The organism is Pseudoalteromonas sp. PA2MD11, from assembly GCF_017808125.1.
GTDB classification, from domain to species: Bacteria; Pseudomonadota; Gammaproteobacteria; order Enterobacterales; family Alteromonadaceae; genus Pseudoalteromonas; species Pseudoalteromonas simplex.
Window position 1 is genome coordinate 312678 of record NZ_JADKNF010000001.1, and the last position, 23966, is coordinate 336643.

Genomic DNA, 23966 nt, shown 5'->3' on the forward strand with positions numbered 1-23966 from the left:
AATCCACACCCCAAGGTCTTTAGTTACACAGCAATTAGAAGGAGTTTGATATGAAAACCTTAATCATTGGCGCAACAGGTCAAATAGGTAAAATGACCACCGAAAAAATGCTGGCAAGCGGTCATGATGTAGTGGCTCTGGTTAGAGACAAAAGCAAACTGACTGCGCTTGAAAGTAATAATTTAACGATTGTAGAGCAAGACCTCGAAAACGATTTTAGTCGTGCCTTCGAAGGGGTTGAACAAGTAATTTTTAGTGCTGGATCTGGTGGTGCAACAGGTGCAGATAAAACCTTACTGATAGATTTATGGGCCGCAGTTAAAGCGATTAATTATGCGGTAGATGCCAAGGTTAAGCACTTTATTATGGTGAGCTCAATCGGTGCTGATGCCCCAGACAACATTGAAAGCAGTATAATACCGTATTTAGTTGCAAAGCACATGGCTGACCAACATTTAATCAATAGCGAATTAAATTACAGTATAGTCAGACCCGGCACGCTATTAGATGATGCAGCAACGGGGCGATTAACCACCACGCGCCCTGCAACGCGCCAAGATGCGGTTATCAACCGTGAAGATGTAGCAAATACCCTGCTATACCTTGCTGAACATACACCGAAAAAACCACAAGTGTTTGAGTTGTTTAATGGTGATAAGTCAATCGATGAGTTATTTCCTGCTAATTAATAGCAAAGCTTATTCCCTGCCACGCAAGTTGCAGGGAAAGCACTGTTAACACTAAACGAAAAATCTTTTTAAATTTATCTGACGAAATGCGGTGCAATAACTTAAGGCCAAGCCAAGTGCCTAAAGCACCGCTCAATATCATGAGCATAACCAGCGGCAACCACTGCCAAAATGCAAACCCCACAGCCCCATATAAAATCGCTTTTAAGGTATGTTGTACTGTCATGCAGCTTGAGAAAGTGGCGGTAAATTTAAGCTTATTATAATTATTTACGTATAAGCAGCTGCCAACTAAAGGCCCACTTGCCCCTACAAACATCGAAATAAACGTGGTCCAAAGCCCTGCGAGAACACGCCATAACTTTGAAGTTTCTCTGAGTTTTGGCGTCACACCCCACAGTAAATAAAGCACAAAGGCAGCGACCACTATTTTCATTAATTCAAGGGGAATTGATGTGACAATCGTTGAGGCAACCAGCGCACCTATGACTCCCCCTAGTGAGAAGTACACAAACATAGCGCCATCAATATGCTTAAACGTAAATAAAAAGCGATTTGCGTTAGAGCCTAACTGCACTAACCCATGGACAGGGATAACCACACTCATAGGAAGCATGGATGCCATGATCACCAACAGCATTAATCCACCACCCGCACCAAAAGCCGCTGAAACCATTGAAGTAAAGCCCGCAACCACAATGAGCATTATAGTGCTGATCGGACTTAATAAATCTCCACCCAAAAACTGCCAACTGATCAAATCCATTGTTACGCTTTAAATAGTGTGTTTGAGCTAACGCTATCATGACTCACCACTATTAGCGATATATTGGAAAATAGTTTCGACTAAAAGACCATATCAACCAAAAGAGAAGTACCCTAAACTCAAAACTGGTCAGACTTGTAGTTTATTTTGTTAAACCTATGAGTTATAACTATGCCCACAACACAATAAAATTGAAGGCACAGCATGACACTGATGAATGTAAGTACACAAGGATCTGTTGCTATCTTAACTATGACAACAGCTGAAAATCGCCATAATCCTGCTTTTGCAGAGGCTTTTTTAACTTGCCTTGACGAAATCGAACGTAACCCTGAACACAAAGCACTGGTGATCACTTCAAGCAGCGAAAAATCATGGAGTTTGGGCATAGATAGCGATTGGCTTATGCCCGCAATAAAAACACAAAAATTTGCTGAAGTAAGTGGCTTTATGCACTCAATGGATGCGGTATTTAAACGCCTATTACTCTTCCCAATGCCAGTAATTGCAGCAATTAATGGCCACGCGTTTGGTAATGGCGCCATTTTATCGTGCGCTTGCGATTTTAGGTTTATGCAAAGCGACCGTGGTTTTTTCTGCTTCCCTGAAGTGGATTTATCAATCCCGTTTTTACCGGGCATGCTCGCCTTCATTAAAAAAGCCATTCCAGACTATCGTTTTAACGAGATGATGCTAACTGGCCGCCGCGTTACCGCAGGCGAACTTGCCACGGATCATGTTATTGAACAAGCTTGCCCAGACAACGAAGCCTTATTTAATACCGCCCTCGAATTTGCCAGCCAGTTCGATAAAAAACGCGCGATTTTCGCCGAGCACAAAAAGCGCCTACACAAACACATCATCGACACCATTGATACCGAAAACAAACCGATTATTGATGCCGTTCAGTTGGTTGTATGATAAATAAAAACCCTTAAGCCAAAACTTAAGGGTTTTCTCTTAATCTTTTACATTAAATTACTCTTATAAGGCCTAAGTGATATTTAGCCTTTATCATGTTGCTTAAGTTTGAGCCTCGAATACGAGACTACTAAAATAGCTAAAGTAAACGTAATAACAACAAAAAAGTAAAAAAGCGAAATATATAACACAGAACTAACTTCTAGATAATCAAGCTCATAAGAGCAGGCCTTTTCATTATATCTTTCGGCTAAAATAACTAGGAATTTGTGCCCATCAATCAATGCTGTATAGTTGCCCACACAAAAAGCTAAATAGCCAATAACAATAGCTATTGGCTCTGTGATTGTACGAGTCGCTTTCTCGTTACCTATAGTAAACCCTGCAACAGCTAGGCTGACGATCCCAAAATAGTTCCATAATTTATCAACTTGAGAGTATTGGGCCTGAAACATTTGGAAAATTTCTACTAAATTAACTGAATTATCCATTTCACCCCCTCTATAAAACGCGAGTTACTTTAAGTTGAATGCTTCCTTGATTATTACGGTACAGAGACCAAACATCATTAGGGAAAGCATAAAAATACCCTGACGATTTAACTTTTAAAGCGTTCGGTTTTTTTTGATACCTAGGAAGCGCAACATATTGATGCGGATGAGGACTGCCATCATGTGGTACTGCTTCTTCTTGATTTGAGTCATTAGCAATGCAACCCACAGCGATAAACCAAGGCATATGCTCTACACGCTTGGTTCCCCAGAAATCTGTAGACCTATTTTCTGTTGCTTGCTTAAATTTGCGCTCTGTCATCCCCCAAATAGACGATGCAAACCTAATAATATCGCCAGCTGTTAACTTGCCATCTTCTGTCCCTAACCAGTCGCAGACATCTTTGCTATCTTGCCAGCATCCTTCAGCTTCAAATATATATTGCTCCCCTTCTTTCATATAAATATAAGTCGGAGTCCAATGCTGTTTTGCAAAGATATTTACTTGTGTAGATTCATTTTTTGCTAATTTTATTGTTGGCCAATATTCAGGATGTTCTATCGGCGAAATTGCTTGTCGTTGAAACACACTTTCATGAAAATGCGCTTGGTTTTCAGCAACAACACAGTCTACATTTCGAGGTCGTGATCTAAACTTAGCAAAAATGCCTTTATAAGAGTTGTGCAATACGCCTGCGGGATTTGGCTTCAATTGTTCAAATATTCCGTCTCTAAAAGCTAACCCAGCTTCGGCTGCTTCTTTTAACATCCATTCAAGTGTTATATCTGATAAGTCAGTATCGCTGTATCCACCACCCACATCAGAATGCACCCCCGGAAACCATTTTTCTTTAACGTCACGATCACTTGCATACTTAGTCCAGCGAGTAACACAAAAGCTACTCCTTTTTTCGTCCATAGCCATTGCATGCCTTGCAATATTTATATGTTCGCCAAGCTTGGTATCGTGGAAACGCCATGAGGCAGGATTATCTAATAAGTTAAAAAGCTCCATATCATTAGGAATACCTAGCGCCCCTACGGTATCCCATACACCGATAAAATGAATTTTTAGAGCAGCTTTGTGATTTAAAAACTGGCTGGGTTTAATAGTTTCAACATCTGATTTATAGTTATCAAAATGCTTATGAACATGCTCCCATTGTTCCTCACTTTTTTTTATTTTGCTAAAATCAAGCAAGCCTTTGTTAAGTAGCCCACCTAAACTTCTTGCTGTAAATGCGCCGCGACTAAAACCAAATATATAAACCTTATCACCATCGCAATAGTTATTTGCCAACCAGTAATAAGCACTACAAATATGGCGCTTAATGCTTTTTCCTAAAGCTCCATCAATAATCGAATCTTTTAACCCGGTTTCTTCGCCGCCAAGCCCAGGGTGGTAATATGTTTTTTGTGGCTCCCCTATGCCATCTTCTTTTGCTAGAGCATGGTAAAGCTTTACAACATTTGTAGGTGCGGGTATGCCGTTATCTTCTTGGCGAGGGTTATTCCACGTTCCATCACAACAAATAATTAAATTAGCCATCAGTACATCCTTGTCTTTAAAAGTTAATATAATCTATCTTTAGATTACAATTGTTAATTGATCAACAATTTGAACTGATAAAGTTAAATACATAGGTGTTATTATTTAGCTTATATAAATAACGTTGGGAGAACTCATCTCTGATGGAGCTGAAAACCGACTCTTCTTTCCGAAAAGCCTCAATTGTTATATCTTACATTTAAAAACAGTAAGTTACATTTAATTCAATAACTTACTGTCTTACCTAATCTAGCTTGATCTTCCCCCATCTTTTGAATATGGACATAAGTTGGACAGTTTATTTACTGTCTTTTCTTGGTGGTGGCATCCTTGGGGCTGGTGATGGCGGTGGCACACTGTTTTTTTGTAATGGTCTTTCTTCTGACATATTAGTAAATCTCCAATTATCTACTTGGTTTCTCTGGCTTCCTCGGTGGTGGTGGTGGTGGTGGTGTTTGTATTCTCCGGTCTTGTTCTTCCATTGCAACTCTCCTTAAATGTATTTATATTTACTGAATTAAACCTGATCTCATTAGTTTTACTCTGTGCTTGGCCTTCAGCTTTATTAGTATTTTTTAGTGTAGCTTTAAAATGAAACCCAATTGATACTATTCCAATTAGTAATAATACTGGAGCTCCATAATGAAAGAGCTTCGTCCAAATATTTACTTTTGTTGAATGAGTAAAATCTACTTTTTCTATCTTAACTTCTTTTATCTTAAAATTATTTGTCTCTGCAATTTCTTCGTATTTGTATAACCGCTTAATTATTTCAACTCTATCAGATAAAATTAGATCAACCTTTTTTCTATTCTTTCCTAATAACCACCCACTAAAGTACATACTAAGAATCACAAAGCCCATAGAAGTAGCAATTAGAAACCACCCAATTACTAGCATTGTCTCATTCTCAGTACCAGCACTACTTTTACCATAGTTGAACAATAATCCAATTGCTACGCTTGATATTGTTAGAACCGCCTTATCTGAAGCCTCTGAATTTTTTAATTCACTTTCATCTATTCCACTTCTGTATTTAGAATAAAAGTCATATTCATCATTACAATCTCTGACCTCTTGGTCGTATCGAACAAAACCCTTGCTCATTTGAAAATCCTTGGCCCTAGTTTTATAGCGTCTTCTAAGTGGCTTGGTGCGAAGTGCACATAAACCATTGTTTGCTCAATCTTTGCATGACCTAATATTTGTTGCAAGACTAAAATATTACCGCCGTTCATCATAAAGTGGCTCGCGAAAGTATGTCGTAAAACATGGCTGCACTGCCCCTTCGGTAAATTGATATCTGTTTTATTTACTGCCCTTTCAAACGCCTTTCGACAATCTGCAAATAATGGCCCTGACTTTTTAGGGATCTCATTAAACAGCTTTTCACTAATTGGTACAGTTCGATTCTTTTTACCCTTTGTATTAATAAAGGTGATGCGGTAGCTATCATCTCAATGTATAACTAGAGAACTTTAAAACTATATTCCTTTAAAAAAGATTAAAATTAGTAAAAATATGCGATATAAAATAAAATACAGTTAAAATATAAAATAAAAAAATGACTTTTATTATCGAAATTAATTTTGACACCCAATATTTACTGAACTAACTTAAAATAGAAGCACAACATACACGAGGATTTATTATGATCAATTATATTTCAGGACATGGTAGTGGTAACCCAGGCACTGGTGGTGGCTCTGGTGGTGGTAGTAAATAAATTAAATATTAAGCCAGCTCTTCGCTGGCTTAATTTTTAGACTTCCAATATAAAGTTGCTATTGGTTTACCTAGCAGGCCTATTGCTGCATTGGCTGACTTTTCTCTAATTTTACTTCTAATTGCTACATGATTACTTGATATATAACCATAGATTAAATTAGCGATAACTTGTGCTGTTGCTTTGGCTTCTATCAATGGAGCTGCGATCAATGGCACTGTGGAACCTAGATAGATTGATGATGTGCAAAGATCTGCTATTTTTCCTATTTTATCAGCATCTAACTTTATTTGCCTTGAGATTTCAGCCCCCAAAGTAGACATATCATCTATGTCATTCTGCGATATCACCTCTTCCTTAGATTTAAGAATAAATGCCCGCATCTCTCTGATAAGGTCATTTTCACGTAAAAACTCAATATATGACGAAGCATCTTCCATTTTTGCAGGGAAAGTTAACGAAACAGGTTTAGAGTAAAAATTATGAAGCTCTGTTGGATCAACACCTAAAAACATTTCAACAGCTCTAACTTTTGGTGCTTCAAGGTAACCTAAATTTGAAAAGAATGACTTAGAGTTGGTTTTAAGATAAGAGCGCTTTGCAATATTCATTGACTCATCTGTAAAAGAGCAAACACCACCACCATTTTCAAAAATTGGCCTGGTCAATAAGTCACAATAGTTTTTCGAAACTCCATAAGCTTCTGATGGAAATTTTTTTGCTATATCAAGTATGATAGTTGCAAGCTCATCCATATCCAGTAAGTTAAAATCATATAAATCTGAACAAAAAGATGACTTGAATGTTTCAATTTTCTCTGTCTGAGTGCCATTAAACTTAGGGAAGTGTTCATTGGCTGCATAACTTAAATCTACACCTTGAAAAACAGAATCAACCATTTCAGTAATAGGTTCTTTTTCTTTTACTCTTCTCACTTCATAATAATCCCTTAATCTACCTGACCGTGGAAACCTTTTTATTTTAAAAAGCTCAAGAAAAAATGAAGGGTATTTTTGGAACGGGTAACAAATAATTGGCAATATAACATTAAGCTTTACTAATTCGAGAAAATTATCAAAATCTATACCATACCAATACAGAAATATTTCTTTATTTTCAGCAGGATATATATTTAAAATTACTTGCTCGAATAATGGAAAATAATTAGAAATGCTTATCTCGTTACTTCTTAAACCGTAAGTTTCTGAAAACTTGAATTCTGGATAAAGCTTTTTGATATCTTCACTTTTCTCAATTTTATTTTCTAGCGAAAGCTCTTTAGATATATAACTTTCATCTTCTTCTAATTCTCTAAAATCCATTTAATTCTCCTATTAACTTTATATTCCCTGTTTAAATTCAAGATAAAATTACTAATAATTCTGATGTCAAAATAATAAGTTACAGCACAAGCGGGCAGATTTATTAATATACAGATAAATTCGACTGTAGCAAACTAATTGATGTTAACTTTATTATCACAATGTTTTTTGAAATATAGTGGAAGGATAAGAGACGTTAATAGAAATGTTATTTTGACTATACTAAAGCATGACATCACAAATAAACGGCAATAAAAAAGGCTGCTCTGAGAGCAGCCTTTTTCATATTTGGTGGAGCTGGGGGGATTTGAACCCCCGTCCGAAAAGCCTCGATTGTTATAGGTAACTAATAAAAACAATGAGTTACTTTAGTATCAAGTAGTTAACCTCTAATGTTATCTTATACAATCTAATGCAAACTATTATTTGTGGTCACTGACTGGTCAATAAAACTTACAGCCTAAACACATAATTTTGACGTTTTTCGTCAAAAAAACCTATTTAGCTTGTTAATTTAGGTAAACCTCTCTATCATCCGTATTGTTTCAATTCGTAGATATGAGGTTATCACCAAATGATTTTAGAATATGGCTTAAAGAACTTTTTTGGGTTCAAGGAAGGTTGTATTGTTAGCTTTAGAGTTCCAAAAAAAGTATCTAAAAAAGGTGTCGCTGATTTTCTGTGCGTAAAAGGCAAAAATGCCTCAGGTAAGACAAATTTGTTGAAGGCTTTATCATTCATAAGTGACTTTTGTACTGACTCTTTTCAAGATTACAAACCTAAAGATTATATAAGAGTAGAGCCTTTTTTTAGAAATCAAAATCCTATTGAGTTCTACATTGAATTCATATGGAACAATTGTGAATACAGCTACGAGCTATCTTTAACTGATACCGAAGTTCTCAGTGAAGTTCTTTATAGGAAAAATAATAGAAAAGTAAAAATAATAGAACGACAAAAAAATGAATTTACTCATCTTATTTCGGAGTTTTCTGAACTCGCGTCAATGAAATTACGAACTAACGCTTCTTTTATCAGTTCTTTTAAACAATATGACTTAGATTTGATGGACTCGTTGTCAGATGTTTACTGTTTTTTTGACTCTATCACCTATAACGTTAATTACGGTGGCCTAGTAGAGCATTTTCCTGATATAAACCAAATATCTAAAGTTTTGTATCACAATGAAGAAATGTTTAATTTTACAAAAGATATCATTGTTGCAAGTGATACCGGTGTTAGTGATATTGTAATACGACAAAAAGATGATCAAGAAACTGGGAGAGTTATTTATACCCCTCTTTTCATACATGAAGTGAGTGGTGAATTATATCCATTACCAATATTTGCAGTATCAAGTGGTACAAAATCGCTATTCACTCAATTAGGTAAGTATCAAAATGCTTTAAAACTTGGTGGGGTTTTATGTATCGATGAATTTGATATTAATCTTCATCCTCATATTTTACCTAAATTAATAGGTCTTTTTGATTGCCCAGAAAATAATCCAAAGAATGCCCAACTAATTTTCACAACTCACAATTCTGAAATTATGGAATATATGGGGAAATATAGAACTTACCTTGTTGAAAAAGAAAACAATGAATGTTTTGCATACCGATTAGATGAAATACCGAGTGATATATTACGAAATGATCGCGCAATTTTACCAGCATATAATAGCGGTAAATTGGGTGGAGTTCCTGTTCTATGAGCTTCAAAAATCACAGAAAACAAAGTTTCCTAGATCGATTCCCTACAGCTAGCCTTGATAGCCCTGAAGATAAAATAGCTAGTTTGTGCAAATTTAACTTTTCATATTTTACTCACGACCAACCTGCTGGCCAAAACTTTTCCGATTGGACTGAAGTACAGTTACAAAAGCTACTTGATAAGTTAGTTAATTATTCAAAAAAGCCCTTAGTACAATGGGAGAAAGAAAAAATAGGACAAGGAAAAAACCACGTCTTAGAGGTTTATGGTTCTTTTCCAAAAAAATCTGACTTTACTCAACCCAAGCATATTCCTCACCAAGCTAAGTGGGCTAGATTTAGGTTAGAAGGTTCTGTTAGGTTAATAGGATTTGTTATTCCAGATGATTTTAACAAAAAGGAGCAAAACAAATCCTCCTATAATTTCTGTTCGAACACTTTTTATATTGTTTTTCTAGATAAGGACCATAATTTTTACAAATAATCGCTAGTTTATTTTTGGACCTAATCTGATTGCGTCTCCTAAATGACTTGGTGCAAAGTGCGCGTAAACCATAGTTTGCTCAATCTTTGCATGACCAAGTATCTGTTGTAACACTAAAACATTACCTCCGTTCATCATAAAGTGACTCGCGAAAGTATGCCTTAAAACATGGCTACACTGCCCCTTAGGTAAATTAATATCTGTTTTATTTACCGCCCTTTCAAACGCCTTTCTAAAAACAGCAAATAGTGGCCCAGACTTTTTAGGGATCTCATTAAAAAGCTACTCACTTATTGGTACAGTTCGGTTCTTTTTACCCTTGGTATTAATAAAGATGATGCGGTAGCCATCCAATATAGAGAACTAATAGTTAAAGGTTACAATGAAATTAATTCACACTATATTCAAAGCTAGAAATACTATCTAATTTTACAACCTTCAAAGAGCTAGTTTCTTTGTTCCAAAGAAATAAATACTTATCAGTGACATCAATATACGTGTAATTTGAAACCTCTCCATCGATTTTAAGCTGTTGGCTCTTATTTTTTCTTATCTCAGCTATTTTATATCCCATCGGATAAGAATTAAAAACTAGAACTAAATTTAAAGATAGTATGAAAAATCTATAGAGTGCGAATGGAAACTTTTTCCTGAAAAAAGGTAAATTCATAAGAATAAAAGTCACCCCAAAAGGTAACAACATAGTTATTGTCATGAATTCTATGCAATCATTAATGAATAAGACAACTAGCAGAGTGAGGAAAGCCAAAAATAAACCTGACCAAATTCTAATTTTTTTGTACTCAACCTCTGGAGTGCTTTCATCCTCTTTTTGAGGAAAGGTCATCTCAATAATAGCTAAGGGCACATAAATTATGAGAACAAGAACGACAAATGTAGATATTGGGTATAGACCATACTTTAAAACATCAGCAAGGGTAATGTAGTTTAATATATTTACATTAAACGCTCCCCAGAAACCAAATAAATATAAAAGTGACAACGTCATTCCAATAAATGATGCCGCTAAAGTTATTTTTTGGATTTTTTCCATTTGCTCATCATTGAAAAAATTGTTGTAGCATTACTATACAAGCAATTTAGAAACAAAAAAGCCAGTTAAAGCTTAACGCTCTAACTGGCTGTTTTATATCACTTTAAAGTGGTGGAGCTGGGGGGATTTGAACCCCCGTCCGAAAAGCCTCGACCTTTGGTACTACATGCTTAGTATCGTCTTTTAGTTAACCTTATACAGCTCGGACGAACACGATCTGCAAAGGCGAGGCCGCTTAGTTTTAGCCCTTCAACCCCGGCCAGGGTTTCCGTAGCGAGTCCGTGTAGGGTGACACTTCAGAACCGGGTCCACAGACATACACCGGAGAAGTGCTAGCGGGCTATTATGCCGCTAGAGCGTAGTTATCGTCGTTTGCGATTACTTTAAATTGCGGCTTTTTTACGAGGCCAACCGCACCTCGACATGCACCTCGGGCGTCTTGAATTCCGTCGAATCCTAATCAGCCCCTGAATTTGGTATCTCATTCAGAGTGTTCGTGCAGTATAACTGAGTAGCCTGTTCATACTCAAGGCATTAATCGGGAAATTTTTGCTAAGTGCCTTTGACTGCTGAAATTTCAAGCAAGAAAAATCAGTTTTTATACATATTTTCACATTTTAATCATACAAATCCTTAACATAGTACAAAAGTTGTGCTGAAATAGGAAACGTTGTTACCCTTCTCCAAAAATAACCTGTAACAACACATAACTATAATAACAGGCAGTTTTTTACAGGGCTTTTCAGATGTCGATGTTTTCATTCGATGAACAAAGCGGCTATGTCTCTTTGTGTGAGCATCCTCGTGATGCGGGTTTTCCTACTACGAGTTCTCAATTAATTGAATTACTTGAGCAGTCGCCTTATGCCAACTACGAATATATTGATGCCAATATAGGTAAGCTGTTCATCCCTAGCAGCCAATATCAAAGCCAATCGTTAGTGGTTGCTAAAGCCGTTGATGCTCAGCTTGAAGTAAAAGTCGATGCTAAAAACATGGTGGTTGAAGCAAGCCTAACAACAGCCCGTGGCGGTAAAATTGTTAGCATGGATATGGCGCAAGAGGTGCTTGCAGAGGCGGGAGTGATTAAAGGCATTAGTTTACGTGCCCTTGATACTTTTTTAGGCCAACAATTTAAGCAACCACCCGGCGCCCATTACAGCGCAATTGTTGCCCATGGCAGAATGCCTAAAGAAGGCACTGATGCTAAATTCGTGCGCTTATGCTCAACAGCACAAGACCGCGTTCTTAGCCCGCAAGCGACCTCAGGCGGTAAAGTCGACATGCGTAATTTAGGTGCCATTATTACCGTTAAACCCGGCACGCCATTAATGCAACGAGTGCCTGCAACACCTGGTGAAGATGGCTTTACGGTGTTTGGTGATGTGATGCCAGCTAAGTCCGGTAAAGACTTACCTCTTGAGCCATTTGAAGGAACGCGTATCGATCCAAACAATAGCAATATGTTAATTGCCGATGCTAAAGGCGTGCCTGTTGCCCTACCCCGCGGTATGCGCGTGGACGATGTATTGTGCTTTCATCATGTTGATGTAAGTACGGGCCATGTCGAATTTGATGGCAGTGTCATTATCAGTGGTGATGTAAAAGATGGAATGCGCGTCAAAGCAACGGGTGATATCACTGTATTAGGCTTTGTTGAATCAGCCACAATTGAAAGTAAAAGTGAAGTCACCGTGATGCTTGGGGCTGTTGGCAGAAAGCGTGAAAACGTTGAAAACTTTACCTGTAACATCACGGCTTCGCGCACTATCTCTGTTGGTTATGCTCAGTACTGCCATATAAAAACAGACCAAGATTTATTCATTGAACGCCAGGCTTTGCATTGTGATTTAAGCGCTCGTCGCCTTATTCGCGTTGGCAAAGCCAATAATCCGCGAGGCAAAATTATTGGTGGCAATATTTTAGATGCGATGCGAATCGAAACCGGTGAGCTTGGTGCGCCGTCAGGCACTAAAACACGGGTTTTCATTGCTCAGTACTGGCATGATTTACGCCAAAAGCAGCAGCAAATTAATGACTTTGAAAAACTATTAATGACGAAAGCAGCAGCTTTACAGCAAGCACGCAAAAAGGCCAATAAAATACCCGACCCAGCTCAACGTGCGCATTATATTAAAAAGATCACTGCCAGCGAACAGCAAATTAAAATTAAAACAGCCAGCACGAAGAAAAAGAAACACTTAGTGAAAATTAAGATTGCGCGCTTATTAGCAACAAGCCGCTTAAAAGTGAATGAATTAATGCATCCTGGGGTGGAGCTTAAGATAGCGCAAGAGAGTAAACAGTTTTCACGTATTTACCCTCCTAACATGGTACGATTTTTTGAAGGCAAAATTACTCAGTCGTTTTAACGGCTGAGTCTTGCTCCTCTTCTGTCGCTTCAGTTTCAGGCAATGGCCAACCGCCGAGTTGTTGCCAGCGATTAACGATTAAACAAAACAGTTCTGCTGTGCGCTCAGTATCATATAATGCTGAGTGAGCTTGTTTATTATCAAACTCAATCCCTGCCGCCCTACACGCTTTAGCTAATACTGTTTGCCCTAGTGCAAGGCCTGCCAATGATGTGGTATCAAAGCTAACAAATGGATGAAATGGCGTGCGCTTAATTTTACAACGCTCAATGGCGGCATTTAAAAAGCCGTGATCAAACGCTGCATTGTGTGCTACTACCACTGAACGCTGACAACCCGCTGCTTTTTGTGCCTTGCGCACGACTTTACAAATTTCTTTAATCGCTTCTTCTTCAGGCACCGCACCACGCAGCGCAGAAAAAGGATCAATACCATTAAACTCAATGGCCGCTTGTTCAATATTCGCGCCTTCAAATGGCTCAACATGAAAATGCACAGTATGATCAATACTTAACACGCCGTCGTCATCCATTTTCAGTACAGATGCAGCAATTTCTAATAACGCATCGGTCTCTTTATTAAAACCTGCGGTTTCAACATCAATCACAACAGGAAAAAAGCCACGAAAGCGTTTTGCGAAAAGAGTTTGTTCAGTATTTTCCATAGTCTTCTTGGTTTGCCAGTGTAAGCTGGCTATTATGTCAAAAACCACGGCTACTCTGCTAGAGTAAATAGTGTGAAATCGCAGATTCTTACTGAGTTTTTAGGCACATTACTTGCTTTATATTAATCAGCTAGCCCTGTGTTTAGTATGCTGAAGCAATTAAACACAAAAATTGCCAATTATTTGGCATTGATGATTTGTTGGAGAATTACCGTGATGAAGCTTTCATTACTTCCTTTAAGCCTAGGCCTATTAACCTCAGTTGCAAGTATAAATGCGCATGCAGCCATGCGTGAGTATACCGCTAATGCTGATATGTCGAACTGGCAAATGGTTAAAACATCTCGTTTAGAATGCCAATTAAATCATGAAGTTCCTTACTATGGTGAAGCAATTTTCAGCACCACTGCCAGTAAAAATAAAGACGTAAACTTTAACCTTGATATGGTCGTACGCCCAGACAGCTACAGTATTGCTGGTCTAAAAGCCGTACCACCTAGTTGGCGTGCAGGTATGCCTGCTCGCGACTTAGCAAACATGAAGCTATTACGTAAGTTTGACGGCGAGCTTGGTAACAAAACTGCTTGGGAAATGCTCACCGAACTAGAAAAAGGTTACCAACCGACATTTTATTACCAAGACTGGCAAAACAGTGCCGATAAAATTGCCGTTGGTTTATCGAGTGTCAACTTTAAGCAAGCCTATTGGGCGTTTTTACAGTGCCGAGATGCAATGCTGCCATACAGCTTTGAAGATATTTCGTTCACAGTGATGAACTATGAGCCTAATACCAGCAAACTGACTAAATCATCACAAAAACGCTTAGATAAAATTGGCGAATACTTAAAGTACGACACCAACATCGAATCTATTTCAATATCTTCTTACACCGACAGCTACGGTGGTCGCTGGAACAACCTCGAATTATCAAAAAAACGCGCTAAAGCGATTAAGGATTACATTGTTAGCTTAGGGGTCGATGAAAGCAAAGTAGATACCGATGGTTACGGTGAAAAGCGCCATGTTGCTAGCAACGACAACATTTTAGACCGAAACAAAAACCGTCGTTTAGTCATTCAAATTGCAAAAATGTAGCCGCCGAAGCGGCTACTAGCTTTAACTCATTTCTACCGACTTCACACGTTTAAAGCGCTTTAGCCACTTATCGCCAAACTGAAAAAATGCGAGGCTAATCATAATGATGGTCGCGCCAACAATCAGAGCTTGGTCAATGGGCTCATCATTAAGCAAACCACCAATCGCAATTGCAAAACTTGGTGTGATCAAGGTTGTTAATGCGACCGTGCTTGCGTTCAACTTCTGCAATACATGAAAATACGCCAGCGCACCAATTAGTGAGCCAAACACGCCTAAGTAAACAATTGAGTACAGTGATTTTGCACTCCACATCTGGCTATTAAGTTGGCCATCTACCAGCAACCAAGTAATAAAAAACAGCGGGGTTACAAAAACCAACGCGCCAAATGTGGTAGCCATTGGATGAATAGCAATTCTTACCCGTTTGATCATCACACCGCTCAAACTAAAAAAGCACACTGCCATAAATACATATAACAGGCCACTAAGCTGCTCTACTCCCCCTTGAATATGGCGTTGGCTTACTAAAAATAAACCAATTAAGGCACAGCCAAGTGCGCCAAGCTTAATGGTGCTGAACTTAGGTTCGCTCAAAATCTTTTGCGCAAGTAAGCCCGATAAAATTGGTGCAAGGCCAAACATTAATGATATTAACCCAGATGGCACTGTTTTAGCGGCCATGTAACTTAATAACATACCGCCAAAAATACCTATGCTTGAATAGCCATAAAGGAATAAAGCACGGCGATGCCAGGGCACTCGGATATTGGCAACAGCAACGACAAACGAAGCCAACACCAGCCCCACCAGCATGCGTAAAAACACAGCCAGGGTTGGTGCTACCGTTTCACTACTCCAAACAATACCCAGTGGTGTTGTTGACCAAATCACCACCATTAAAAAATATGAGGCTTTAACAGGCACTAGCTTATTCCTTTAAAAAGGCGAAAAAGCGGAAGAAAATTTAAAAGGGAAATAACCAACCGCTTAGAACGCGGTTAGTAAAACTTACTTAATTAACCGCAGCAAATAACAGACCATACGACTGATGAGGTCAGGCGCATACAATTGTTTGTTGGTCGTTGGTTTAGCTGCATCATGGTATTTAATAAAGTAAGTTGAAGAAGCTAAAGAATCTGCCTAAATGGTGATTTTGTCAATACGAATACTCATGCTATTTGGCAAAAAGTTTTTTGCTGATTTCAACAGCCTGTTTGCACATGTAAATCATAGGTTACATTTAATTTCTTTGATTTATAACAAAACTATTTAAGTTTTGTTAAACAAGTTATATCTTGCTTGCCTCTCACGAAGTTTAAGGGGCAAAAAGTGCTTAAAAATAAAACAATAGGTAGCATGTTAATTGTTGCTGGCACCACCATAGGTGCAGGGATGCTGGCATTGCCTATCGCCTCCGCAGGGCTTGGTTTCACAACAGCGTTATCACTTATCTTACTTACATGGGTTTTAATGACCTACACAGCATTACTGATGCTAGAGCTACATCAATATGCCGACAGAGATGCAACCCTCAATACGTTAGCTAAGTCATGGTTAGGTAAACGTGGGCAATGGGTCGCTAACTTTTCAGTGATGTTTTTGTTTTACGCATTATGCGCTGCGTATATCGCAGGTGGTGGTGCGCAATTACAAGAAAAGCTCAACAATGGTTTATCGCTTTCTTTAGCGCCGCAAGTTGGCTCAGTTATTCTGGCTGTTGTGATTGGTACTGTGGTGACACTCGGTACCAGCAAAGTCGATAAGCTTAACCGCGTACTGTTCACTATTAAAGTATGCGTACTAGCCAGCTTATTTTATATGCTGACACCTTATGTTCATGGCCAACACTTACTTGAAATGCCAATTGAACAAGGTCTGATTTTATCTGCAATCCCAGTGGTGTTTACCTCGTTTGGTTTTCATGGCTCTATTCCATCGATTGTGAAATACGTGGGTTTAGATATCAAAACACTTCGTAAAGTAATGGTGGCAGGTGCAGCATTGCCTTTAGTAATTTACATTTTTTGGCAATTACTTAGCCAAGGTATGATGAGTCAAAGTGATTTACTACAAAGCCAAGGGTTACCCGGTTTTGTAAGCAGTGTTGCTAGCATTGCTCACAGCCCACACGTTGCCACTGCTGTGAACATTTTTGCTGATTTAGCATTAGCCACGTCTTTCTTAGGGGTGAGTTTAGGCTTGTTCGACTTTTTTGCTGATGCATTTAAAAAAGGTGATGGTAGTAAAGATCGTATCAAAACAGCCTTGATCACCTTTATTCCACCGCTAGGCTTTGCGCTATTCTATCCACAAGGGTTTATTATGGCACTTGGCTACGCCGCCATTGCGCTGGTTATTTTAGCGGTGTTTTTACCGGTTGCTATGGTCTATAAGCAACGAAGCAGCAAACCTGATGCGGGTTACCAAGTTAAAGGCGGTAACATTGGTTTAGCACTGGCCGCCCTGTTTGGTGTGCTTATTATTAGTGCTCAAGGTTTACAAATGGCAGGGCTTATTCCAGCGATTGGTTAAAAGCCCATCAAAAAAAGCACCCGAGGGTGCTTTTTTTGTACCTGTGTTTAAGGTGTAATGCCAATTCGCTTAATTAAATAGTCTATTTTGAGGCAAGAAAACCTTGTTGATAACAAGGCAAAAATTTCGTTATTTAGTTGTTCTAAATGAGAAATTTTTAACGCAGGTAGCGACAGGTTTAATCCCTCAAAATGATTAAGTATTATTGCGGATTGGTATAATTAAAACACCATCGCCTTACCTCGGCCAGATGCTTCAGAAGCTGCATCTAATTTACCGTCTTTATTGATGATCACATGCATATCACCAAAATGGCGTTCATCAAGTGTATAACCCATCTTCTCAAGCGCTTTAACAACCTTTGGTTCAAGACCTGTGTGGTATCTAATCACATTTTTAGGCCATAACTGGTGATGGAAGCGTGGGCTGTCTACCACTTGCTCTGCAGTCATATCAAATTCAACCGCATTTAAAATAGACTCATACACAGAGCTAATAATCGTGGTACCACCCGGAGAGCCAGTTACCATTTTAACTTTATTATCCTGAAGTAGAATGGTCGGTGTCATTGAGCTCAACATGCGTTTATGAGGTTGGATTTCGTTAGCTTTGCCACCAATTGCCCCAAATACATTCATCACACCTGGCTTGGCACTAAAGTCATCCATTTCATCATTCAAAATGAACCCTGCGCCTGATACAACCACGCCACTGCCAAAGCTTAAGTTGATGGTCGTGGTATTCGCAACGGCATTGCCCCACTTATCTAGAATAGAAAAATGCGTTGTTTGCTCACTTTCGTGTAATCCCGGTTTGATGTTCTCAGTTGTCGAAATGGCATCTGGGCGAATTGTACTTGCACGATTACTAAGATAATCATCTGCAAGTAGAGCTGTTTTTGGCACCTCATAAAAATCTGGGTCACCTAAATATTCAGCTCTGTCGGCAAATACGCGTTTACCTACTTCAGCCAAAATATGAACATAGGTGGTCGAGTTGTGCTCAAGCGTTCCTTTTGGCTTTGCCAAGTCGTACATTTTTAGCCATTGTAAAATAGCAATACCGCCTGAACTTGGCGGTGGCGATGTGAGCACTTCGTAACCGCGCCAATTACCTTTAATCGGTGTACGCGATTTAGCTTGATAAGCTTTTAAGTCTTGCTCAGTAATAATGCCGCCGTGCTGCTTCATAAATGACGCTATGATCTTTGCTGTCTCACCTTCGTAGAAACCAGCTTTACCTTGATCACGAATTCGTTTCAGTGTGGCGGCAAGTTCCGGCTGCTTAAATACCTTATTTGCTTTGGCATCGGCAAAGTAATCAGCAAAGTTAATGTTCACCGACTTTTTGGCCATTCGCGCAATGTAACGCTCGATACTCGCAGCTAACTTAGGGTGCACAATAAAGCCCTGTTCAGCTAATTTAACTGCAGGTTCTAGCAGAGTCTTCCACTCTAAGCTGCCGTACTTTTGATGGGCAAGCCACATACCAGCAACACTGCCCGGAACACCACTTGCGTGAATACCATACACAGACATGTTATCAATAACATCGCCTTTATCATCAAGGTACATATCGCGATGAGCTGCAGCAGGGGCTGTTTCGCGGTAATCAATAAAATCACCTTTGCCATCTTTTTGGATCAGCATAAACCCGCCACCACCAATGTTACCGGCTTCAGGTAAAGTAACCGCTAATACAAACTGTGCCGCAATTGCCGCATCAACGGCGTTGCCGCCTTGCTCTAAAATAGCGCGCGCCGTATCACTGCTGTAACTATCTGGCATAGCGACGGCCGCTTGCTTTGCAAAGCTTGATGGGTGAAAGAATATCGCGGTAACGATAAATAGATGTGCCGCGTATTTGACTAAACTTGCCATGGTACTTCCTTTTTCTTGATGTTATTTTAACCATTTAGACATGTGAAACCCATAAGGTCAATTAGTTACGATTAACTTAGCTAAGCTGCTCTTTAGGACATGAATAAAGTACTGCAGGTAATTCACCTTGCTCATCTTGATGGGTATAGTTTTTTACAAACTTAAGGCCCAGCTTTTCCATCACCTTTATTGAGCCTAGGTTATCTTTAAGTGCTGTGGCACTGAGCGACTTTACTTCTTCTGGCTCGCTTACGGCTTTAGCAATGGCAAGTGCTGCCTCAGACGCATAGCCTTTGCCCCAGCTCATTCTTTTAAAGCGCCAGCCAATTTCTAAATCACTAAAATCAGGTTGTTCAAAAAAGCCCATGGGCCTGACTAATACCCAACCGATAAAGGTATTGCTCTCTATGATGTTTACTTGCCAAAGCCCCCAGCCTTTTTGCTCATTTCGATACGCATTCAAGCGCGGAATAAACACCTCTTTAATGCTCTGCATACTGGATACTTTGCCGCGAGTGAGATGTTTCATTACCTCAGGGTCGTTATCGAGCTCATAAAGTAGCTCGGCATCATTTTCATCCATTAACCGAAAACTTAATCGTGCTGTTCTAGCTATATTCATTTTTTATTGCTTATACTGCTTAATAGTTAATTAACCATTAGAGAAAAATATGAACAAATTAGCAAGCTTAGTTTTATTAGGCTGTATTGCCTTAACAGGTTGTGAAGATGCAGAGCAAGCCAAGAAAGATGCCAGCGAAGCAAAAGAGGAAGTAAAGCAAGCGCTAAATGATGCTTGGAGCGACGTAAAAGACGCCACCAATGAGTTTAACGACGACTCACTGCAAGAGTTACTCGAAGAAAGTAAAAAGATGGGCTTAAGCATGTATGATGACGGTAAAGAAATTGCCTTAGATGCATGGATTGAGAGTAAAGAAGCGGCTGGTGAGCTTTCTGAAAAAACCAAACAAAAAGCAAAAGAACTGGCTGAAGAATTAAGAGAAGCGCGCGAAAAACGCGAGCAAGAGAAAAATAATTAAAAAGAAAGGGCAAGTATTTACTTGCCCTTTTTTGTTAGTAATTAAAGCTCAAATTCTTTTTTGAATTTTAAGCCAAATTCACTGCGGTCGTTGCTGCGCATTACGCCAACAAAACCAGATTGTTGTAAACGACCCACATCGTATACTTCGTTTAACACGTTCTCACCGTAAAAAGTCACTTCAAAGTCACCGTTCGGGTTTAAGTAAGAGATGTTAAAGCCAACTAATTCACGAGAATCAATGTGTTCACTTTGGTTGTAAACTGATTGACCTTGCATATCGCTACGGTATGAGTAGTTAGCGTTTACTGCCACTGTGCCACCGTTACTTAAATCGATGAAATAAGAAGGTGCGACCATCACAGTCCAACGTGGTGTTAGTGCTGGTGAGTCGCCTTTACCAATACCTAATACACCGTCATCTACTTCTGTGATTTCTGAATCTAGGTAACCAATTGCGCTACGAAGCGTAAAGTCATCTGTAAATGCAATTGTTGTTTCAAGCTCGATACCTTGTGCTTTAGACTCACCCGCATTTTCTACGATAGTAACGAAACCGCCACCTGCAGTTGGATCTGAGAATGGTAATGCTAGGTCTGTGTAGTCAGTAACAAACACCGCAAGCATCATAGATACGTCTTCATGTACTTGACCTTTAAGGCCTAGCTCGTAGTTAATTGCTTTTGTTTCATCGAAAGAAACAAATTGATCAGGACCACCAAATGGACGCGGTGGGAAACCTCCTGTTTGATAACCTTTTTGGATTTGGCCATACACGTTCATGTTATTGCTAAGCTGGTAAGACGCATTTAAATCCCATGTTACTGCATCAAAATCAGCACTTACGTATTTGCGTGTTGCAAACGTTGGGAATAAGGCATCGGCTTCTTTTTTATCTTTCGAATAACGCAGACCACCGCCCACTGTTAAATCGTCGCTTAGGTCATAGCTTGCATTGATATAAGCTGCGTATGAGTTAGTCTCTTGGTTGATATCAAAGTAACCATAATCACCAAAAGACGCAGTAGTACCGTCGTTCAAAAGGCCATCTGGTGTGTTGAATGGGCTAAATACAAACGGACCAGAACTTGTGAAGCCATCTTCATTAAAGAAGTATAAGCCAGACACAAAGTCCATATTATCGAAGCTACCATTTAACTGGATTTCGAATGAATATTGATCTGCACCGCCTTCTTCAGGGAACTCTGATAAGTTAAGGGCAACAGCGTCATCATCAAGACCCCCTTCGTATTCTGAGCTACGGTAGCTTGTGATAAACTTAGCTGTATAGGTGTTATTGATATCCCAATCAGCTGTTAATGAAGTACCCCAGCCTGAGTAAGCCGTCGACTCAATACCCGCTACCGTCGTTGCTAAATCATCAGGATCGCTCGGTAACATGTCTTCTGTAAGTAATGGGAAATCACCATTGAATGGGTCATTCGGGTCAAGTGGCGCCGTTAGCTCAATTGTGTATGGTGATTGGCCTGATTCGTTATCAACACCATCAATTGAGAACACAAAAGATAAGTCGCTGTTTGCTTGCCATTTAAGCGCCATACGACCACTTAACTCTTGCTCTTCACCAATTTCTTTCTCTGGGTTAGCAAGGTTAATCGCTTCACCTACACCATCGCGTTGTTTATAAGACACGCTTGCCGACATGCTTACAGTGTCTGTAAGGCTGTTATTAAAGTAAACGTCACCGGCTAAACGACCACGGCTACCTACTTTTGCATTTGTAGTCACAATGCCTTCATCACCCGGTTGCTTAGTAATAATATTTACTGCACCACCTAATGTGTTGCGACCGTACAAAGTACCTTGTGGACCACGTAATACCTCTACACGCTCAACATTTGGTAATGATAAGTTAGAGCCCATTTGGCGACCAAGGTAAACGCCATCTAAGTAAACACCTACACCCGGATCAGTTGTGATCACATGGTCTTGTAAACCAATACCACGAATGAATACAGATGCATGTGCCGCATTACCTACACCGTAACGAGTGATGTTTAGGTTAGGTACGTATTTGCCAATGTCTTCTAGGTTACTCATGTTCGCTTTATCAATCAGGTTTTCACCGATTGATGTCACTGCTGTTGGCGACTCAAAAATGCTTTCTGTACGCTTACGCGCTGTTACTTCGATTTTTTCGAAAGCATCTTGTTTAGCAGTGGTTTTTTCTTGCTCAGCAAAGGCTGAAGTAGATAATGCAGCAACAATAGCTACAGTTAACTGTGAGAGGTGACGTAATTTCAATTAAAACTCCAAAGGATACCGTGTGTGTATTTTTACCCGTAAATTTCAGGCATAAAAAAAGACGCTTAGGTGTAAGCATCTTTCCTCTGGAGGGGTATTATATGTCAGTTTTGTGAAAATATGTATAATTTTTTTAATTTAATGCTGATTATATTAATTTAAACAATTAAATGTATGACAATTTGAATAATCTCTTCAATTAAATGACTATTGCAATTAAAATTATTGCGCAAATTCAAAGAGTAACATAACAGCAGTATAAATTTATCCTATTCCCACGCATTTAGTAGTAGTTAGATTATTCTATCGTAACACTTCAATTTGATTGAATTTCAAACAAGTAATAGTCTATGCTTTTATTTGATCCCATTTTGCAAGGAGCAAATTTTGAAATTACTCACCCCCTTACGTGCTGCAATTTTAATGGCAGTCGCTGCGGTCTCATTGACCGGTTGCCAGCTTTCTTCAAGCGAACTACCCGCAATCAGTGATTCAGGAACAAAGAACTCAGGTCACGTAGTGTGGCATGATTTGATCACACCTAATTTGGCACAATCTCAAGCATTTTATGCCAGCGTGTTTGGATGGCAATTTCAAGCCGTTAACGACAGCTACACGCTGGCATCATTAGATGGAAAATTAATTGCTGGTATGGCAGAGCTTGATAATAAACAAAATGCCAGCCATTGGCTGAGCCTTATCAGTAGTAAAGACATCGCTGGCGTTAGTGAAAAAACTATCAAAGCCGGAGGTAAAGTCTTAGTAAGCAGTACCGAAATTAAAGGCCGTGGCACTATTGCTGTATTAGAAGACCCCCAAGGGGCTGTTTTTTCACTGATCAATACAGTTAGTGGTGACCCTGAAACTCAGCAAACTGATAACAGCTGGATTTGGCAAGAAGTATGGAGTGATAACCCAGAGCAAAGTAAAGCCTTTTACCAATCACTTGGTAATTATTCAGCACAAAGTAAACCGCTTAATAATGCCAATTACAGTTACTTAGCCTTAAATGGCAAACCTGCGATTGGCTTTGTAAAAAAACCAGATGCCGAGATTGGTAATACATGGGTGAATTACATTAAAGTAGCCGATATTGATGCAACCCCATTAAAAGTAACCTCGGCAGGCGGCATCGTATTGATGGCACCAAGTGACAAAGTACGAAGTGGCAGTGTCGCAATTATTCGTGATCCAGCCGGTGCTGGTATTGTTATTCAGGAGCAAATGTAATGAATAAAAAAATAGTTCGCCTAGCTGCTCTTGCAGCTGCAATATTAACTTTAAATGCCTGCACCCCCTATGCAAGCCTAGATATTAATGCGCCATTTAAAGTAGGTCCTGTGTACGTTAACCCAAGTATTGGCATTGGCGGTACACTTTAATCAATTTCAGGGCGCTGCGT

At 39.2% G+C, this 23966-nt stretch carries 21 protein-coding genes, 1 other RNA gene and 2 pseudogenes; 10 read left to right on the forward strand and 14 right to left on the reverse strand.

Translation table 11 applies throughout. The features are described from left to right. The first annotated feature begins 50 nt into the window (after positions 1–50). A complete protein-coding gene (locus ISP07_RS01330) occupies positions 51–689 on the forward strand; it encodes an SDR family oxidoreductase (protein ID WP_209326551.1) in 639 nt (212 codons plus the stop codon). On the opposite strand, the gene ISP07_RS01335 is transcribed toward ISP07_RS01330, so the two are convergent. Then, the gene (locus ISP07_RS01335) at positions 682–1455 is read right to left on the reverse strand and encodes a sulfite exporter TauE/SafE family protein (RefSeq protein ID WP_209326552.1); all 774 of its coding nucleotides are present in this window, start codon (positions 1453–1455) and stop codon (positions 682–684) included. The genes ISP07_RS01330 and ISP07_RS01335 overlap by 8 nt on opposite strands. Before the next feature lie 204 nt (positions 1456–1659). On the opposite strand from ISP07_RS01335, the gene ISP07_RS01340 reads away from it, so the two are divergent. Further along, on the forward strand, positions 1660–2376 hold the full coding sequence (locus tag ISP07_RS01340; RefSeq protein ID WP_209326553.1) for an enoyl-CoA hydratase/isomerase family protein: 717 nt from the start codon (positions 1660–1662) through the stop codon (positions 2374–2376). Positions 2377–2459: 83 nt separating this feature from the next. On the opposite strand, the gene ISP07_RS01345 is transcribed toward ISP07_RS01340, so the two are convergent. The 5 genes and pseudogenes from ISP07_RS01345 to ISP07_RS01365 form a co-directional block, all read right to left on the reverse strand. Continuing rightward, positions 2460–2867: a hypothetical protein gene (locus tag ISP07_RS01345; RefSeq protein ID WP_209326554.1), complete on the reverse strand. Its 408-nt coding sequence runs from the start codon at positions 2865–2867 to the stop codon at positions 2460–2462. A 10-nt stretch (positions 2868–2877) separates the two neighbouring features. Then, the gene (locus ISP07_RS01350; protein WP_209326555.1) at positions 2878–4416 is read right to left on the reverse strand and encodes a DUF2235 domain-containing protein; all 1539 of its coding nucleotides are present in this window, start codon (positions 4414–4416) and stop codon (positions 2878–2880) included. A 408-nt stretch (positions 4417–4824) separates the two neighbouring features. After that, a complete protein-coding gene (locus tag ISP07_RS01355; RefSeq protein ID WP_209326556.1) occupies positions 4825–5523 on the reverse strand; it encodes a hypothetical protein in 699 nt (232 codons plus the stop codon). Then, positions 5520–5864 (reverse strand): annotated as a pseudogene (locus ISP07_RS01360) (tyrosine-type recombinase/integrase); the annotation flags it as partial. The gene ISP07_RS01355 and the pseudogene ISP07_RS01360, both read right to left, overlap by 4 nt. 307 nt (positions 5865–6171) lie before the next feature. Then, entirely contained in the window at positions 6172–7464 is a 1293-nt protein-coding gene (locus ISP07_RS01365) for a hypothetical protein (RefSeq protein ID WP_209326557.1), read from the reverse strand. A 574-nt stretch (positions 7465–8038) separates the two neighbouring features. On the opposite strand from ISP07_RS01365, the gene ISP07_RS01370 reads away from it, so the two are divergent. Both ISP07_RS01370 and ISP07_RS01375 read left to right on the forward strand, forming a co-directional pair. Then, positions 8039–9178, forward strand: coding sequence for an AAA family ATPase (locus ISP07_RS01370; protein ID WP_209326558.1), 1140 nt, complete (start codon positions 8039–8041; stop codon positions 9176–9178). Next, a complete protein-coding gene (locus ISP07_RS01375; protein ID WP_209326559.1) occupies positions 9175–9660 on the forward strand; it encodes a hypothetical protein in 486 nt (161 codons plus the stop codon). The genes ISP07_RS01370 and ISP07_RS01375 overlap by 4 nt, the downstream gene beginning before the upstream one ends. Positions 9661–9663: 3 nt before the next feature. Here the strand turns inward: ISP07_RS01375 and ISP07_RS01380 are convergent. The 3 genes and pseudogenes from ISP07_RS01380 to ssrA form a co-directional block, all read right to left on the reverse strand. Further along, positions 9664–10005, reverse strand: a pseudogene (locus ISP07_RS01380) (tyrosine-type recombinase/integrase); the annotation flags it as partial. Between the two features lie 43 nt (positions 10006–10048). Then, positions 10049–10714 carry a hypothetical protein gene (locus ISP07_RS01385; RefSeq protein WP_209326560.1) on the reverse strand — a complete coding sequence of 222 codons (666 nt, stop codon included), beginning with the start codon at positions 10712–10714 and terminating at the stop codon, positions 10049–10051. Positions 10715–10823: 109 nt separating this feature from the next. Continuing rightward, positions 10824–11182: a transfer-messenger RNA gene (ssrA, locus tag ISP07_RS01390) on the reverse strand. Between the two features lie 278 nt (positions 11183–11460). Here ssrA and ISP07_RS01395 point away from each other — a divergent pair. Next, positions 11461–13086, forward strand: coding sequence for a FapA family protein (locus ISP07_RS01395; RefSeq protein WP_138601596.1), 1626 nt, complete (start codon positions 11461–11463; stop codon positions 13084–13086). Here the strand turns inward: ISP07_RS01395 and rnt are convergent. Next, positions 13070–13750, reverse strand: coding sequence for a ribonuclease T (gene rnt, locus ISP07_RS01400; RefSeq protein WP_138601594.1), 681 nt, complete (start codon positions 13748–13750; stop codon positions 13070–13072). The genes ISP07_RS01395 and rnt overlap by 17 nt on opposite strands. Before the next feature lie 216 nt (positions 13751–13966). Here rnt and ISP07_RS01405 point away from each other — a divergent pair, with 216 nt between their 5' ends. Beyond that, on the forward strand, positions 13967–14845 hold the full coding sequence (locus ISP07_RS01405) for a flagellar protein MotY (protein ID WP_209326707.1): 879 nt from the start codon (positions 13967–13969) through the stop codon (positions 14843–14845). A gap of 21 nt (positions 14846–14866) precedes the next feature. Here ISP07_RS01405 and ISP07_RS01410 read toward each other — a convergent pair whose 3' ends face one another. Next, positions 14867–15772 carry a DMT family transporter gene (locus tag ISP07_RS01410; RefSeq protein WP_138601592.1) on the reverse strand — a complete coding sequence of 302 codons (906 nt, stop codon included), beginning with the start codon at positions 15770–15772 and terminating at the stop codon, positions 14867–14869. Positions 15773–16177: 405 nt separating this feature from the next. Between ISP07_RS01410 and ISP07_RS01415 the strand changes: the two genes are divergently transcribed. Continuing rightward, on the forward strand, positions 16178–17380 hold the full coding sequence (locus ISP07_RS01415) for an aromatic amino acid transport family protein (RefSeq protein WP_082389182.1): 1203 nt from the start codon (positions 16178–16180) through the stop codon (positions 17378–17380). Between the two features lie 221 nt (positions 17381–17601). Here ISP07_RS01415 and ggt read toward each other — a convergent pair whose 3' ends face one another. Both ggt and ISP07_RS01425 read right to left on the reverse strand, forming a co-directional pair. Next, on the reverse strand, positions 17602–19260 hold the full coding sequence (ggt, locus tag ISP07_RS01420) for a gamma-glutamyltransferase (protein ID WP_138601590.1): 1659 nt from the start codon (positions 19258–19260) through the stop codon (positions 17602–17604). Positions 19261–19336: 76 nt separating this feature from the next. Beyond that, on the reverse strand, positions 19337–19882 hold the full coding sequence (locus ISP07_RS01425) for a GNAT family N-acetyltransferase (protein WP_138601588.1): 546 nt from the start codon (positions 19880–19882) through the stop codon (positions 19337–19339). A 49-nt stretch (positions 19883–19931) separates the two neighbouring features. On the opposite strand from ISP07_RS01425, the gene ISP07_RS01430 reads away from it, so the two are divergent. Beyond that, positions 19932–20300 (forward strand): hypothetical protein, encoded by a 369-nt coding sequence (locus ISP07_RS01430; RefSeq protein WP_138601586.1) that lies wholly within the window; start codon positions 19932–19934, stop codon positions 20298–20300. A gap of 41 nt (positions 20301–20341) precedes the next feature. On the opposite strand, the gene ISP07_RS01435 is transcribed toward ISP07_RS01430, so the two are convergent. Further along, positions 20342–22564 carry a TonB-dependent receptor gene (locus ISP07_RS01435; RefSeq protein WP_138601584.1) on the reverse strand — a complete coding sequence of 741 codons (2223 nt, stop codon included), beginning with the start codon at positions 22562–22564 and terminating at the stop codon, positions 20342–20344. Positions 22565–22951: 387 nt separating this feature from the next. Between ISP07_RS01435 and ISP07_RS01440 the strand changes: the two genes are divergently transcribed. Both ISP07_RS01440 and ISP07_RS01445 read left to right on the forward strand, forming a co-directional pair. Next, positions 22952–23794, forward strand: a complete 843-nt coding sequence (locus tag ISP07_RS01440) for a VOC family protein (protein WP_228290473.1) — start codon at positions 22952–22954, stop codon at positions 23792–23794. Beyond that, complete coding sequence (locus ISP07_RS01445; protein WP_171041491.1) at positions 23794–23946, forward strand: hypothetical protein; 153 nt, start codon at positions 23794–23796, stop codon at positions 23944–23946. Before ISP07_RS01440 ends, ISP07_RS01445 begins: the two co-directional genes overlap by 1 nt. Positions 23947–23966 lie beyond the last annotated feature (20 nt).

What these genes read in the sequence shown, in the direction of transcription:
- ISP07_RS01330 (WP_209326551.1), top strand. Translation starts at nt 51, where the DNA reads ATGAAAACCTTAATCATTGGCGCAACAGGTCAAATAGGTAAAATGACC.
- ISP07_RS01335 (WP_209326552.1), bottom strand. Translation starts at nt 1,455, where the DNA reads ATGGATTTGATCAGTTGGCAGTTTTTGGGTGGAGATTTATTAAGTCCG.
- ISP07_RS01340 (WP_209326553.1), top strand. Translation starts at nt 1,660, where the DNA reads ATGACACTGATGAATGTAAGTACACAAGGATCTGTTGCTATCTTAACT.
- ISP07_RS01345 (WP_209326554.1), bottom strand. Translation starts at nt 2,867, where the DNA reads ATGGATAATTCAGTTAATTTAGTAGAAATTTTCCAAATGTTTCAGGCC.
- ISP07_RS01350 (WP_209326555.1), bottom strand. Translation starts at nt 4,416, where the DNA reads ATGGCTAATTTAATTATTTGTTGTGATGGAACGTGGAATAACCCTCGC.
- ISP07_RS01355 (WP_209326556.1), bottom strand. Translation starts at nt 5,523, where the DNA reads ATGAGCAAGGGTTTTGTTCGATACGACCAAGAGGTCAGAGATTGTAAT.
- ISP07_RS01365 (WP_209326557.1), bottom strand. Translation starts at nt 7,464, where the DNA reads ATGGATTTTAGAGAATTAGAAGAAGATGAAAGTTATATATCTAAAGAG.
- ISP07_RS01370 (WP_209326558.1), top strand. Translation starts at nt 8,039, where the DNA reads ATGATTTTAGAATATGGCTTAAAGAACTTTTTTGGGTTCAAGGAAGGT.
- ISP07_RS01375 (WP_209326559.1), top strand. Translation starts at nt 9,175, where the DNA reads ATGAGCTTCAAAAATCACAGAAAACAAAGTTTCCTAGATCGATTCCCT.
- ISP07_RS01385 (WP_209326560.1), bottom strand. Translation starts at nt 10,714, where the DNA reads ATGGAAAAAATCCAAAAAATAACTTTAGCGGCATCATTTATTGGAATG.
- ISP07_RS01395 (WP_138601596.1), top strand. Translation starts at nt 11,461, where the DNA reads ATGTCGATGTTTTCATTCGATGAACAAAGCGGCTATGTCTCTTTGTGT.
- rnt (WP_138601594.1), bottom strand. Translation starts at nt 13,750, where the DNA reads ATGGAAAATACTGAACAAACTCTTTTCGCAAAACGCTTTCGTGGCTTT.
- ISP07_RS01405 (WP_209326707.1), top strand. Translation starts at nt 13,967, where the DNA reads ATGAAGCTTTCATTACTTCCTTTAAGCCTAGGCCTATTAACCTCAGTT.
- ggt (WP_138601590.1), bottom strand. Translation starts at nt 19,260, where the DNA reads ATGGCAAGTTTAGTCAAATACGCGGCACATCTATTTATCGTTACCGCG.
- ISP07_RS01425 (WP_138601588.1), bottom strand. Translation starts at nt 19,882, where the DNA reads ATGAATATAGCTAGAACAGCACGATTAAGTTTTCGGTTAATGGATGAA.
- ISP07_RS01430 (WP_138601586.1), top strand. Translation starts at nt 19,932, where the DNA reads ATGAACAAATTAGCAAGCTTAGTTTTATTAGGCTGTATTGCCTTAACA.
- ISP07_RS01445 (WP_171041491.1), top strand. Translation starts at nt 23,794, where the DNA reads ATGAATAAAAAAATAGTTCGCCTAGCTGCTCTTGCAGCTGCAATATTA.